This is a genomic window from Hartmannibacter diazotrophicus, from assembly GCF_900231165.1.
In the GTDB taxonomy this organism is placed as follows: domain Bacteria; phylum Pseudomonadota; class Alphaproteobacteria; order Rhizobiales; family Pleomorphomonadaceae; genus Hartmannibacter; species Hartmannibacter diazotrophicus.
Genome location: NZ_LT960614.1, coordinates 4,893,292 through 4,906,581, shown reverse-complemented (window position 1 = coordinate 4,906,581; position 13,290 = coordinate 4,893,292). Strand labels below are relative to the sequence as shown.

At 65.1% G+C, this 13,290-nt stretch carries 12 protein-coding genes; 10 read left to right on the top strand and 2 right to left on the bottom strand.

Annotated elements, in window-relative coordinates; translation table 11 throughout:
* Positions 1–464: 464 nt before the first annotated feature.
* Positions 465–1,664 carry an amidohydrolase family protein gene (locus tag HDIA_RS22695; RefSeq protein WP_099558222.1) on the top strand — a complete coding sequence of 400 codons (1,200 nt, stop codon included), beginning with the start codon at positions 465–467 and terminating at the stop codon, positions 1,662–1,664.
* Positions 1,665–1,922 carry a hypothetical protein gene (locus tag HDIA_RS22690; RefSeq protein ID WP_099558221.1) on the top strand — a complete coding sequence of 86 codons (258 nt, stop codon included), beginning with the start codon at positions 1,665–1,667 and terminating at the stop codon, positions 1,920–1,922. It begins immediately after the preceding gene.
* A gap of 14 nt (positions 1,923–1,936) precedes the next feature.
* Here the strand turns inward: HDIA_RS22690 and HDIA_RS22685 are convergent, their stop codons facing one another.
* Positions 1,937–2,776, bottom strand: coding sequence for a helix-turn-helix domain-containing protein (locus HDIA_RS22685; protein ID WP_099559107.1), 840 nt, complete (start codon positions 2,774–2,776; stop codon positions 1,937–1,939).
* Positions 2,777–2,911: 135 nt separating this feature from the next.
* On the opposite strand from HDIA_RS22685, the gene HDIA_RS22680 reads away from it, so the two are divergent.
* The 8 genes from HDIA_RS22680 (at position 2,912) to HDIA_RS22645 (ending at position 11,753) form a co-directional block, all read left to right on the top strand.
* Entirely contained in the window at positions 2,912–3,934 is a 1,023-nt protein-coding gene (locus HDIA_RS22680) for a fatty acid desaturase (RefSeq protein WP_099558220.1), read from the top strand.
* A gap of 28 nt (positions 3,935–3,962) precedes the next feature.
* On the top strand, positions 3,963–4,796 hold the full coding sequence (locus HDIA_RS22675; RefSeq protein ID WP_099558219.1) for a PhnD/SsuA/transferrin family substrate-binding protein: 834 nt from the start codon (positions 3,963–3,965) through the stop codon (positions 4,794–4,796).
* Between the two features lie 106 nt (positions 4,797–4,902).
* The gene (locus HDIA_RS22670) at positions 4,903–5,811 is read left to right on the top strand and encodes a LysR substrate-binding domain-containing protein (RefSeq protein ID WP_099558218.1); all 909 of its coding nucleotides are present in this window, start codon (positions 4,903–4,905) and stop codon (positions 5,809–5,811) included.
* A gap of 356 nt (positions 5,812–6,167) precedes the next feature.
* The gene (locus tag HDIA_RS22665; RefSeq protein ID WP_425432965.1) at positions 6,168–7,325 is read left to right on the top strand and encodes an ABC transporter substrate-binding protein; all 1,158 of its coding nucleotides are present in this window, start codon (positions 6,168–6,170) and stop codon (positions 7,323–7,325) included.
* A gap of 226 nt (positions 7,326–7,551) precedes the next feature.
* Positions 7,552–8,556 carry an ABC transporter ATP-binding protein gene (locus HDIA_RS22660; protein WP_099558217.1) on the top strand — a complete coding sequence of 335 codons (1,005 nt, stop codon included), beginning with the start codon at positions 7,552–7,554 and terminating at the stop codon, positions 8,554–8,556.
* Entirely contained in the window at positions 8,553–9,497 is a 945-nt protein-coding gene (locus HDIA_RS22655; protein WP_099558216.1) for an ABC transporter permease, read from the top strand. Before HDIA_RS22660 ends, HDIA_RS22655 begins: the two co-directional genes overlap by 4 nt.
* The gene (locus tag HDIA_RS22650) at positions 9,487–10,299 is read left to right on the top strand and encodes an ABC transporter permease (RefSeq protein ID WP_099559105.1); all 813 of its coding nucleotides are present in this window, start codon (positions 9,487–9,489) and stop codon (positions 10,297–10,299) included. Before HDIA_RS22655 ends, HDIA_RS22650 begins: the two co-directional genes overlap by 11 nt.
* 26 nt (positions 10,300–10,325) lie before the next feature.
* Positions 10,326–11,753, top strand: a complete 1,428-nt coding sequence (locus HDIA_RS22645) for a gamma-aminobutyraldehyde dehydrogenase (protein ID WP_099558215.1) — start codon at positions 10,326–10,328, stop codon at positions 11,751–11,753.
* 35 nt (positions 11,754–11,788) lie between these two features.
* Here HDIA_RS22645 and HDIA_RS22640 read toward each other — a convergent pair whose 3' ends face one another.
* Positions 11,789–13,282: an FGGY-family carbohydrate kinase gene (locus HDIA_RS22640; protein WP_099558214.1), complete on the bottom strand. Its 1,494-nt coding sequence runs from the start codon at positions 13,280–13,282 to the stop codon at positions 11,789–11,791.
* Positions 13,283–13,290: the final 8 nt, after the last annotated feature.

Genomic DNA, 13,290 nt, shown 5'->3' with positions numbered 1-13,290 from the left:
TGACGGGAGTGAAGGGGCTGGAAAGTGGTCCGAGCGGTGCATGCAAATTCAATGGATTTAAAGTCAGGATCGGCGGTCGCGATCCTTCGGCGCTTGCGGCATGTGTTCAGGTGCACCTGGGTGTGCTGGGTGCGTTTCGGAGCCGTCCTCGGCTGTGCCGCGTTCTGGGCCGGTGTCGGGTATCTGATTTTCGGTTGAACGCGTTCCCGAATGCCCGCCCCATCGGCCTACGATCACGAAACCTCCGTTTTTCGACCAGGCGCTGAACTCCAGCCGCAGAGTCTTGCTTCTTGGCGGATCGGCCGATCGTGCGGCTGAAGGATGCCTTCCCCTCCGTTGCCGCGTCTGACCGCTCGTCTCAATCCTCCGGCGTTTCTGTTTTGACGGCGCGCCCGGACGCGCTATCGTTCGCACACATACAATTCCCGACGCGATGACATCTCATGCGGCAAGAGGGGGCGACGATGGCACAGGAGGCTTCCGCCACGGGCACCGGCCCGACAAAGCTGGTGATCCGCAACATCGGTCTGCTGCTCAGCGGCGCGATGGAAAATCCCATTCTCGATGCCGACACGATCGTGGCCGAGAACGGCCGGATCACGGCGATCGGGCGGGAAAAGGACATCGACACCGAGGGCGCGACGACCCTCGTCAACGCCCACGGTTCGGTGCTCTCTCCCGGCCTCATCGACAGCCACGTCCATCCGGTCGCCGGCGACTGGACGCCGCGCCAGAACCAACTCGGCTGGATCGATTCCTCCCTCAACGGCGGCGTGACGACAATGATCTCGGCCGGCGAGGTGCATCAGCCGGGCCGTCCGCGCGACATCGTCGGGCTCAAGGCGCATGCGATCACGGCCCAGCGGACCTTCCACAATTTCCGCTTCGGCGGCGTCAAGCTCCATGCTGGCGCGCCGGTGATCGAGCCGGGCATGGTGGAGGAAGACTTCAAGGACATGGCCGAGGCCGGCGTGACGCTGCTCGGCGAGGTCGGCCTCGGCGGGGTCAAGGATGGGGCCAATGCCCGTCAGATGGTCGCCTGGGCGCGCAAATACGGCATGCAGTCGACGATCCATACCGGCGGGCCATCGATCCCGGGCTCCGGGCTCATCGGCGCCGATGTGGTGCTTGAGGCGGACACCGATGTCGTCGGCCATATCAACGGTGGGCATACGGCCCTGCCGGACGCGGAAATCCGCTGCATCTGCGAGGGCTGCAAGCGCGGCCTCGAACTCGTCCACAACGGCAACGAACGCGCGGCACTCTATACGCTGAGGACCGCCCGCGAGCTTGGCGAGTTGGAGCGCGTCATTCTCGGCACCGACGGGCCGGCGGGCTCGGGCGTGCAGCCGCTCGGCATCATCCGCATGGTCTCGATGCTCTCCTCGCTCGGCGATGTGCCAGCCGAAATCGCCTTCTGTTTCGCCACCGGCAACACAGCGCGGATGCGGGCGCTCGACTGCGGCCTCATCGAGGTCGGACGCGCCGCTGACTTTGTCTTGATGGACCGGGCACAACACTCCGCCGGCAAGGATTTCCTGGATTCGATCCAGCTCGGCGACCTGCCCGGCATCGGCATGACGATCATCGACGGCATCGTGCGCACTGGCCGCAGCCGCAACACGCCGCCGGCGACGCGGTTGCCCGAGGTGGTGACAGACTGAATGCCGAATTTGGATACGCCGGGGCTAACCCGGCTTCTCTTTGCCAAATGGGATCCAATCGGTGTGCGCGGCGTTGGGCCGGACGATGAATACGCGTCCTACGCTCCGGTCATTTTGAAGATGCTGCAAGACGGCGCTTCGGGTGAGATGCTGTTCGCCCATTTGAGAGACATCCGGGTGACCGAGATGTGTCTGCCTGCCGACGACGCGGCAGACAGGGCATTCGCGGCACACTTGATCGGACTTCTTGGCAGCTGAGGCGAACCCAGGTCTCAGGCGACCTTCAGCCCGTCGATGAAATCCGCCGCCTCGTGCGCGTTGACCCGTGCGACGCGGATCAGCCCGTCGAAATGCCGCTGCATGGAAATCACGGTCTCTCGCGCGTTCAGCACCAGATACATCTCGCCGACGAAGATCGCCGCGCGGTAGGGACCGAAGACCGTGTAGGGCACGGAAAACCGCTCGCGCGCATCGAAGAGGAAAAGCCGGAAGGACGGGTAGAGTTCCCGGACGAGATCGGCCATCCGGCGCATCTGCTCGCGCCGGGCCAAAAGGGGCAGATCCGTCCACACACCACGCCCCGCGGCAAACTCTTCCAGCCGCTGCATCGGCATGCAGACCTCCATGTCGGTGCCCGGCTGGCGATTGTAGTCGAGCCGGAAGGCCGCCTCGTTGAGCTGCGTCTCCGGATTGCGCCGCACATGCGAGGTCTCGTAGGTGATCACGGCGCGCGTGCGGACCAGGTCGGGCAGGCGCATCGGCACATAGCGGATCTTTGTGCCGGCTGCCTCGGCGTGCCACTTTTCCAGCAGCGACTGGTTCGCCTCCCCTTGCGGTACCTCCTCGATGGCGACGCTCGGCTGCAGGCCGCCGGTGATGCCCTCGTCCTGGCTGAGGCCGAGAAGCCAGTCGAGCGACACCCCGTGACGTTCCGCGATGTTGAGCAGCGTTTCGACGCGCGGCAGGCGGGTGGAGGCTCCGGACAGGAGCTGCGACAGCGCCGAACGGTCGATGCCGACCGACGCGGCAAAGGCGGACTGGCTGAGGTCCGACCGCTGCAGGAGCACCTTCAGCCGGTCCTGGAACCGGTCGGCAAGGTCACGCTTGTCCATGAAAAGCTCCAATTGCTTACTTTTCACAACAATTGCTGCATTCGATGTGCAAAATCAACAAAAGATCACAATTCTCGCCCTGCACAAACGCTCAGCCGGTACCCACACTAAGGCTCTGGAATCAAAGGAGCCTTCATGTCACACCGATCGGGTCGTCAGACTCGGCGAGCGAATGCACGCGCCATCGAATGGCCGACTGTCGGCCTTCTCCTTGCCTGCCATGGCCTCTGGCTGGCGACCGGATTGTTCATCTATCCGGCTGTTCCGGTCCTTGCGCTTGCCATAATGGCCATTCTTGTCGCCTTTCATTCCTCGCTCCAGCACGAGGTGCTGCACGGACATCCGACCGCCAGCCGGCGCCTCAACGAGGCCTTCGTCTTCCTGCCGCTCGGGCTCTTCTATCCCTACCGGCGCTATCGCAGCCTGCACCTGAAGCACCACGCGGACGAGCGGCTGACCGACCCCTATGACGATCCGGAGAGCTATTACCGGGCGCTCTGCGACTGGGAGGCGCTTCCCGCCGCGCTCAAGGCGCTTCTTGCCTGGAACAACACGCTGATCGGGCGTCTCACCGTGGGGCCAGCCCTGGCGCTTGCCGGTTTCCTCATGTCCGAGGTGCGTCTTCTGACGCAAAGCCGCCGCGTCAGGCTGGCCTGGCTGCTGCATCTTGCCGGCCTGGTGCCGGTGTTGCTGGTCGTGGACCGTGTCTTCGGCATTCCGCTCTGGCACTATGCGATGACCTCCGCCTATGGCGGGATGTCGCTGATCGCCATCCGCTCCTACTGTGAGCACCAGTGGTCGGAACGCCCGGACGGGCGCACGATCATCGTGGAGAAATCGCCACTCGCCCTGCTCTTCCTCAACAACAACTTGCATCTCGTTCATCACAAGCGCCCGGCAGCGCCATGGTACGCCTTGCCGGCTCTCTATGAGGCCGAGCGTGACAAGTGGCGGGCGATGAACGAAGGTTATGTCTTCGGCAACTACTGGCAGATCGTTCGGGCCTTCGCCTTCCTGCCAAAGGAACCGGTCGCCCATCCAGCCTGGCGCCGGACACAGACTGCGGTTCGGTCGCCGGAGGCCGTTCGCCATGGCGGCGAGCCGGGTCTGACGACGGGCGCCTCCATGCCGGTGCCGGCGCGGCCGCCGAAGGAATAAGATCCTCAGTTATCGGGAACCTGTCGTCATGGAGTCTATCGCCGCCCTGCCGATGTATGACTGGCCGGAGCGGCGTGAAGAGGTCGACGGCGAGTGGGCCGTCATCCGTGACCACCTTCGGGTCAACGGCATCAAGGCCCCGGACGGGCTCGTGCGGCGCAATGGCGACATGCCGGCGGTGCCGGGCGGCATTAGGGACGCGGCGGGCAAGGTGATCGCGCCCGACCCAGCCAGTCTTCTGCCCGACGACCTCGACCTTGCCACCCTCTGGCGTCATCCGGCACTCGTTTTCGGCCAAACCTGCTGGGGGCCGATGGAGTCCACGGGACTTGCCGATCATGTCGCCGTGCTTGGTCAGCCCGATTACGACGGGATCGAAGGCGGCAATGGGCCCTTCTATTCAAGCGCCCTGGTGATGCGGCTTACCGACGTGCCGCCGGAAACCCATGTCGCGCCGCGCACCGACGGAAAGCCCGTGCTGCCGATCGACCTTCTGCGCGGTCGCCGGCTTGCCTACAACAGCCTGGAGTCGATGTCCGGCCTACTCGCTCTCCACCATGATCTGGAAACGTCGTGGCTGGGGCTCGACCTCTTTGCCGAGCGCATCGAGACGGGATCGCACCGCGGGTCGATCCGCGCCGTGGCGGAGGGGCGCGCCGACGTCGCGGCCATCGATGCCCGCTCCTGGCAGCTTGCCCGGGGTTTCGAGCTTGCCTCCCGCCGGCTCGCGGTCGTCGGGTGGACGGGATTGCGAAGGGGGCTACCCTTCATTGTCGCGCGCGGGCTTGCGCCGCTCTGGACCAACATTGCCGGCGATATCTTGGGCTCGCGATCGCGCAGCCGGATCGGGAACGACCGGTAAGAAACTTCTCGAACCCCTCCATCGCCATGAGATGAGGGGGCCGCATTTTCCACGGCGTCCAAGTGCATGGCCAAACGCGAGCGCCTCGGATTATGATCGCGCCATCATGGCCTTCACCCTCAGGCAATTGCAGTTCTTCGTCGCCGTTGCCGAGCAGGGCACGGTCTCGGGCGCGGCCCAGATGCTCTCCATCTCGCAGTCGTCGGTCACCGAGGCGATCAAGGATCTGGAGCAGGATCTTGGCGTCTCGCTGTTCCGCCGCCGCTCGCGCGGGCTCGACATCACGCACGACGGCCACCAGTTCCTGCGCCATGCGACCAAGATCCTGAGCGACGTCGCCGAGGCGCGGCAGGTGGTTTCGGTCAAGCCGGCGGAAGACGCCGGACGGCTCGGTCTCGGCGTCACGTCGCTCGTCGCCGGCTATGTTCTTTCCGATCTTCTCGCCCGCTACCGTCGCGCCTTCCCCGGCGTCGAGGTGACGACCATGGAGGACGACGGCAACTATCTGGAACACCTGCTCGTCGGCGGCGAGATCGACCTTGCCGTCATGCTGCTGAACAATCTTCGCGACCGGCAGGCGCTGCAGTCGGAAATCCTCGACGTCTCGCCCTTCCGCCTCTGGCTGCCGTCCGGCCACGACCTTGCCGGCCGCGACAGCATCACGATGGGCGACATTGCCGGCGAACCGCTGATCATGCTCACCGTCGACGAGATCGAGGAATCGACGCGCCGCCTGCTTGCCGCCTTCGGGGCCCGGCCGGAGGTCGCCTTCCGCACGCGCTCGGTGGAGGCCGTGCGCAGCCTCGTTGCCACGGGTGCGGGCGTCGCGCTGCTGCCGAACCTCGTCTATCGCCCGTGGTCGCTGGAAGGCGACCGCATCGTCTCGCGTGATGTCTCCGGCGCCCTGCCTGTGGTGCAGGTCGGCCTCGTCTGGCGGCGCGGTCTCACGCTCTCCGATCCCTTGCGCAATTTCATCGCGCTCGCCCAGAGCCAGCGCCAGCCGAGAAGCCGGTGAACCGCTAGTCCTTGATCTCTCCACCGTCATTCCCGCGCAAGCGGGAACCCAATCCTCTCGTGGCATTGCATGGGGCGGCAAACGGAAAAAGGGCGCAACTCCCATCGGGCGACTCGTGATGCCGATCGGCCAATGGGTTCCCGCTTTCGCGGGAATGACGATGGAGAGGACGACAACGAGCAGGGCTTCTGGCGCTAGTGATTCTGCAGTTGTCCTCTTTTGCTATCGATTTTTCCGATATCACCTTTCGAGTAAAAGAAATTGCGAAATCTCGATGCCGGCGTAGCATGCCTCTCAAGAAAAAAGGCCGTGGCAATGTCCATGGCGATCAACGAGGGGTGAGCATCATGACGAGCATTCCGAAGATCCTGAATGCCACGACTGCGCTGGCATTTCTCTTTTCCATGACCGGCCAGGTCTGGTCCGCAGAGATGATGACCGCGATCGGGCCTGGCGAGGGCGAGGTCAATATCGTCGCCTGGGCCGGCTACATCGAGCGCGGCGAAACCGACAAGGCCTATGACTGGGTCACCGGCTTCGAGAAGGAGACCGGCTGCAAGGTCAACGTGAAGACCGCCGCGACCTCGGACGAAATGGTGGCGCTGATGAACGAGGGCGGCTTCGACCTCGTGACGGCCTCTGGCGACGCCTCGCTGCGGCTCATCGCCGGCAAACGCGTGCAGCCGATCAACGTGGACCTGATCAAGAGCTGGTCGACGGTCGACGACCGGCTGAAGGATGCTCCCTGGCATACGGTGGACGGCGTCCACTATGGCACCCCCTACCAGTGGGGTCCCAACGTCCTGATGTACAACACCGACGTCTTCAAGGAGGCTCCGACGAGCTGGAGCATCGTCTTCGAGGAAACGACGCTGCCGGACGGCAAGTCCAACAAGGGCCGGATTGAATCCTATGACGGTCCGATCCACGTCGCCGACGCGGCGCTCTACCTGATGTCGACCAAGCCCGACCTCGGCATCAAGGACCCCTACGAGCTCAACGAGGACCAGTACAAGGCAGCCCTCGACGTCCTGCGCGTCCAGCGCACGCTCGTCTCGCGCTACTGGCACGATGCCTTCGTGCAGATGGACGACTTCAAGAACGAGGGCGTCGTCGCCTCGGACAGCTGGCCCTTCCAGGTCAACGTGCTCGCATCGGAGAAATTCCCGATCGGCTCGACGATCCCGAAGGAAGGCGCGACAGGCTGGTCCGACACGACCATGATGCACGCCGACGCCGCGCATCCGAACTGCGCATACATGTGGATGGAGCATTCGCTGTCGCCGAAGGTGCAGGGCGATCTGGCCGCCTGGTTCGGCTCGGTGCCGTCGGTTCCGGCCGCCTGCACGGGCAACGAGTTGCTCACCGACGAAGGCTGCAAGACCAACGGCTTCGACGACTTCGACAAGATCCACTTCTGGAAGACGCCGGTGACCAAATGTGCCAGCCAGGGCGAATGCGTGCCCTACTACCGCTGGGTCTCCGACTATATCGCCGTGATCGGCGGCCGGTAAGACCGGGACCTGCATCGTCCGGCCGAGGCTCATCGGAAAGCCCCGGCCGGGCGAGCGGATATCCTTGCCGGTTGCCGCAAGACCCGGATTGCCGGGATGGCGACGGCTCGCCGCGCATCCATAGACAGACCTGTCTGTCTTGCGTCATCGGCTGACCATTCATCCACGTAGACCGAACGGCTGGCGGCCGAAGGCAGCCACGCCATTCCCATGGCAGATCGTTTCCATGCACGCCGTCGAACTGAAAAACATCTCCCGGCACTATGGCCCGGTCAAAGCCGTCGACGGTGTCGATCTCACCATCGCGCCGGGCGAGTTCTTCGCCATGCTCGGGCCGTCGGGATCGGGCAAGACGACGTGCCTGCGCCTTATTGCCGGCTTCGAGACACCAACCGCCGGCGAGGTCAGCCTCTTCGGCCAGTCACTCTCCGGCGTCCCGCCCTACAGGCGCGACATCAACACCGTCTTCCAGGACTACGCGCTCTTTCCGCACATGAATGTCGCCGAAAACGTTGCCTACGGCCTGATGGTCAAGGGCGTCGGCAAGGCGGAACGGACGAAAGCGGCGGCAGAGGCTCTCGAACTCGTCAAGCTGTCCGGCTACGGCGACCGCAAGCCCGGCCAGTTGTCCGGCGGCCAGCGCCAGCGCGTGGCGCTTGCCCGCGCGCTCGTCAACCGGCCGAAGGTGCTGCTGCTCGACGAGCCGCTCGGCGCGCTCGATCTGAAACTGCGCGAGCAGATGCAGGAGGAACTGAAGCTCCTGCAGAAGTCGCTTGGCCTCACCTTCATCTTCGTCACTCATGATCAGGGCGAGGCGCTGTCGATGGCCGACCGCGTCGCCGTCTTCGCCGACGGACGCTTGCAGCAGGTCGGCAGCCCGCGCGAGGTCTATGCCCGTCCGCGCACCCGCTTCGTCGCCGATTTCGTCGGTTCATCCAACGTCCTGCCGCCCGAAATCACCGCCCGCTTCGGCCTTTCCGGCTGGGCGAGCCTGCGGCCCGAGGCGCTGTCGCTGACCTCACCGGGCGATCAAGGCCAAAGCCTTGCCGGCATCTTCGTCACCGAGAACTATCTCGGTCCGAACCGGCGCATCGCCGTCGATGTCGCTGGTCACCGCCTGCATGCCCTGCTGCCTGCCGGTGGAGAGACTTTCGAACCTGGCGCGGCGGTGACGCTGCATTTCGCCCCGTCCGACCTTCATGCGCTCGACGGCGACGGAGGGCGGTCATGACGGACGCCCTCGCGACGGCCCGGCGGCCGCAGGCGCAAGGCGGGCGTCTCGCCGATTTTTTCTGGCGCCATCCCCGGATGACGCTCGCCGTTCTTCTCGGCCCGCCGCTCATTTGGCTCGGCGTCATCTACCTTGGCGCGCTGGCCACCCTTCTCGTCCAGAGCTTCTTCTCCATCGACGAGTTCTCCGGCCTCATCGTCTACGAGCCGACGCTGAAGTCCTATCTGGAACTGCTGCGTCCCTCCAATTTCGACATCATCGTCCGCACCGTGACGATGGCCGCGAGCGTCACGCTGGCGAGCGCCGTCATCGCCTTCCCGATCGCCTATTTCGCTGCCCGCTATGCGCGGGGAAAGTGGAAGGCGCTCTTTTACATCGGCGTCATGCTGCCGCTCTGGTCGTCCTATCTGGTCAAGGTCTATTCCTGGAAGCTGATCCTCGCCAAGGAAGGCATCCTCACCTGGGCCTTCGACAAGCTGCACCTGACGCCGCTGCTGAATGCCGTCCTGTCGATCCCGGTCATCGGCGGCAATTCGCTGTCGGTCAGCTACATCGGGACCTTTCTCGTCTTCGTCTACGTCTGGCTGCCCTACATGATCCTGCCGATGCAGGCCTCGCTGGAGCGGGTGCCGAAAAGCCTGATCGAGGCGTCCTCGGATCTGGGCGCCGATCCGCGCAAGACGTTCCGGCACGTCATCCTGCCGCTGGCCTTCCCCGGTGCGGTGGCGGGCTCCATCTTCACCTTCTCGCTGACGCTCGGCGACTACATCATTCCGCAGATCGTCGGCTCGTCGCGGCTTTTCATCGGCCAGGCGGTCTATGCCCAGCAGGGCACCGCCGGCAACCTGCCGCTCGCCGCCGCCTTCTCGGTGGTGCCCATCGCCATCATGATCCTCTATCTTGCCGCCGCGCGGCGTCTGGGGGCCTTCGATGCGCTCTGACGACGCCAAGGCCCCGCTCCTTCTCAAGATCGCGGCAATCGGCGGGCTCGCCTTCCTGCATCTGCCGATCCTGCTGATCTTCGCTTACGCCTTCACGACGGAGGAGCGCAGCTTCCAGTGGCCGCCGCCCGGCTTCACGCTGAAATGGCTCGGCGCCACATGGGAGCGGCCGGACGTCTGGCAGGCGCTCGGCCTGTCGCTGCAGGTTGCGGTCATGGCGACCGCGATGGCACTCGTCCTCGGCACGCTGGCCGCCGCCGCCGTCTCGCGCTCGCGTTTCTTCGGCCGCGAGACCGTCTCGCTGCTCGTCATCCTGCCGATCGCTCTGCCGGGCATCGTCACCGGCATCGCCCTGCGCTCGGCCTATGGCCTGGCGGACATTCCATTCTCGACTCTCACCATCGTCGTCGGCCACGCCACCTTCTGCATCGTGACGGTCTACAACAACGCGCTCGCCCGCTTCCGGCGCCTGTCGGGCTCGATGATCGAGGCCTCGATGGATCTCGGCGCCGACGGCTTCCAGACCTTCTGCCATGTCGTCCTGCCGCAAATCGGCACGGCGCTGCTGGCGGGCGCGCTGCTTGCCTTCGCGCTTTCCTTCGACGAGGTCATCGTCACCACCTTCACCGCCGGCCAGCAGCAGACCCTGCCGATCTGGATGCTGGAGGAACTCATTCGCCCGCGCGAGCGGCCGGTCACCAACGTCGTCGCGATGGTCGTCGTGCTGGTGACCTTCCTGCCGATCCTCGGCGCCTATTACCTCACCCGCGAGGGCGGCGAGACCGCCGGCGCGGGCAAATAGAAGAAACGGAAGAAAGGGATCATCCCATGGACACCGCAATGCTCATCGGTTCCGCCTTCGTGGCCGGCGAGGACCAGGCCGAGAAGATCCTGAACCCGCGCACCGCCGACCTCATCCTCGACCTGCCCGAGGCCTCGCCGGCGCAGATCGACGCAGCGGTCGCTGCCGCCACCGGCGCCTTCACCACATGGTCGCGCACGACGCCGGCAGAGCGGTCCGGCTATCTCCTCAAGATCGCCGACGCCATCGAGGCCGACGCCGATGCCTTCGCGGCGCTGGAATCGCTCAACTGCGGCAAGCCGATCAACGCGGTGAAGAACGACGAGCTTCCCGCCATCGTCGACTGCTACCGCTTCTTTGCCGGCGCGATCCGCAACATGCAGGGTTCGCTGGCGGGCGAATATCTTCCCGGCTTCACCTCGATGGTCCGCCGCGATCCTGTCGGCGTCGTCGGCTCCATCGCGCCGTGGAACTATCCACTGATGATGATGGCCTGGAAGCTCGCCCCGGCGCTTGCCGGCGGCAACACCATCGTCTTCAAGCCGTCCGAGCAGACGCCGCTGACGGCGCTGAAGATGGCCAAGCTGCTGGCCGACATTCTTCCCGAGGGCGTCGTCAACGTCATCCTCGGGCGCGGCGAAAGCGTCGGCAACGCGCTGATCAATCACCCCGGCGTCAACATGGTCTCGATCACCGGCGACATCGCGACCGGCAAGAAGGTGCTGCAGGCGGCCGCTAAAACCGTAAAGCGCACGCATCTGGAACTTGGCGGCAAGGCCCCGGTGATCGTCTATGACGACGCCAATATCGACGCGGTCGTCGAGGGCATCCGCACCTTCGGCTTCTACAATGCCGGGCAGGATTGCACGGCCGCCTGCCGCATCTACGCGTCGAAGAAGATCTACGACAAGCTGGTCGCCGACCTCACCTCCGCCGTCTCGACGATTGCCTTTGCGCGCGCCGACGACACCGAAAACGAGATCGGGCCGCTGATTTCCGCCCGCCAGCGCGACCGGGTCGCGAGCTTCGTCCAGCGCGCCCTTGAATCCGGCCATGTCGAGGTGACGACCGGCGGCAAGATGCACGAGGAGCCCGGCTTCTTCTATGTGCCGACCGTGGTGGCAGGCGCGCATCAGGACGACGAGATTGTCCGGCGCGAGGTCTTCGGTCCGGTGGTCTCGGTGACGCCCTTCGGCGAGGACGACGACGTCATCGGCTGGGCCAACGATTCCGACTACGGCCTTGCCTCCTCGGTCTGGACCCAGAATGTCTCGAAGGCGATGACGGCGGCCTCGTCGCTGCGCTACGGCTGCACGTGGGTCAACACCCACTTCATGCTCTGCAACGAGATGCCCCACGGCGGCCTGAAGCAGTCGGGCTACGGCAAGGACATGTCGCAATACGCGATCGAGGACTACACGGTGGTCCGCCACGTGATGATCAATCACGGCTGAAACGAGCAGGGCGTTGACGGCGGGGCTCTCTGCCGTCAACGACCGTAGAGGCGTTCGTAGATCATGCGGTAGCGCTGGTAGCCGTGGTCGTAGGCAGCACTGCTTCGCGGGTCGGGCGCCAGTCGCTCGCCGAAGTCGACGAAACGGGCGACGTCGCTCCAGTTCGTCGAAAGCCCGAGCCCCATTGCCGCCGTCCAGGCCGCGCCAAGGCAGGAGCCGGGATGGCCGGTGAGCCGCTGCACCGGCGCGCCGAGCACGTCGGCGACGATCTGCATCCAGACATCGCTGGCCGAGCCGCCGTCGGAGACGACGAAGCGCGCCGGCTCGTGGCCCATGTCCTTCAGGACATCGACATGGTGGCGCAGGGCATAGGCATAGGCCTCCAGCAGCGCCCGCCAGAGATGGCCGATGTCATGGGAAAGCGTCAGGCCCTCGAAGACGCCGCGTGCTGCGGGATCGTGGATCGGGGTCTTCTCGCCAAGGAAATAGGGCAGGATCGTCAGTCCGTCGCTGCCGGGAGGCTTGACCGCGGCAAGATTGTCGAGATGCCGGTGCAGGGACAAACCGGCCGCCTCGGCCACCTGCCGCTCGCCGCCCGCCAGGGTCTTCACGAACCAGTTGAGCAGCGATCCGCCGGTCGACATGCAGCCGTTCGGCATATAGAGCCCCGGCACCAGATGGTGGTCGAGGTAGAGGCGCGGATCGGGCTTGACCTTGTCCGTTGCGGTCAGGATGTCGACGGCACCGCCGAATTTCAACAGCACGTCGCCCGGCGCGGCAATGCCGGCGCATAGGGCCGAGGCGATCATGTCGGCCGCCCCGCCGACCACGGGCGTTCCGGCGGCAAGGCCGGTTTCCGCTGCGGCCTGTTCGCTCACCTTGCCAAGGATCTGGTGGCTTTCGGTTCGGCGCGGAATGGCCGAGCGGGCGAGGCCGGTCAGCGCGATCAGGCCGTCGTCGAGGCGGTCGTTCGCGACGTCGACGAACCCTGCCTCCAGCGCCCAGTTCTGCTCGATCGCCTTCTCGCCCGTGAGCTCCCAGTTGATATAGTCGTAGGAGCCGAAGACCGTCGCAATGCGGGAAAAGACCTCCGGCTCGTGGCGAGCGATCCAGCGTAGCTTCGGCGCGAGAAGCTGCTGGTTGACGCCGTTGCCGGCCTTCTGGAGGAAGGCGGTCTCATCGATCTCAGCGCGCAGTTCCTCGACCTCGACACCGCAGCGCCCGTCGCTTTGCTGGATGGACGGGCGCAAAAGCCGGCCTTCGGCATCGAGCAGGACGACCGCCGGCAGCATGCCGGAAACGCCAATACCGGCAATCTCTTGACTGTCGATACGAGCCGTTTCGATCAGTTCGGGAATTAGGTCACAAACGTTGACCCACCAGTCCTCGGGGTTCTCCTCCGCCCAGCCGGCCTTCGGCGAGGACAACGTCACGGGCCTTGAGGCAATCGCCAGAACCTCGTCCGGCAGCCGGATCAGGATGCCGATCGTCGACGTCGTGCCGATGTCGAGGCCGAGGAGGCAGGTCAACGGGATAT

What these genes read in the sequence shown, in the direction of transcription:
- HDIA_RS22695 (WP_099558222.1), top strand. Translation starts at nt 465, where the DNA reads ATGGCACAGGAGGCTTCCGCCACGGGCACCGGCCCGACAAAGCTGGTG.
- HDIA_RS22690 (WP_099558221.1), top strand. Translation starts at nt 1,665, where the DNA reads ATGCCGAATTTGGATACGCCGGGGCTAACCCGGCTTCTCTTTGCCAAA.
- HDIA_RS22685 (WP_099559107.1), bottom strand. Translation starts at nt 2,776, where the DNA reads ATGGACAAGCGTGACCTTGCCGACCGGTTCCAGGACCGGCTGAAGGTG.
- HDIA_RS22680 (WP_099558220.1), top strand. Translation starts at nt 2,912, where the DNA reads ATGTCACACCGATCGGGTCGTCAGACTCGGCGAGCGAATGCACGCGCC.
- HDIA_RS22675 (WP_099558219.1), top strand. Translation starts at nt 3,963, where the DNA reads ATGGAGTCTATCGCCGCCCTGCCGATGTATGACTGGCCGGAGCGGCGT.
- HDIA_RS22670 (WP_099558218.1), top strand. Translation starts at nt 4,903, where the DNA reads ATGGCCTTCACCCTCAGGCAATTGCAGTTCTTCGTCGCCGTTGCCGAG.
- HDIA_RS22660 (WP_099558217.1), top strand. Translation starts at nt 7,552, where the DNA reads ATGCACGCCGTCGAACTGAAAAACATCTCCCGGCACTATGGCCCGGTC.
- HDIA_RS22655 (WP_099558216.1), top strand. Translation starts at nt 8,553, where the DNA reads ATGACGGACGCCCTCGCGACGGCCCGGCGGCCGCAGGCGCAAGGCGGG.
- HDIA_RS22650 (WP_099559105.1), top strand. Translation starts at nt 9,487, where the DNA reads ATGCGCTCTGACGACGCCAAGGCCCCGCTCCTTCTCAAGATCGCGGCA.
- HDIA_RS22645 (WP_099558215.1), top strand. Translation starts at nt 10,326, where the DNA reads ATGGACACCGCAATGCTCATCGGTTCCGCCTTCGTGGCCGGCGAGGAC.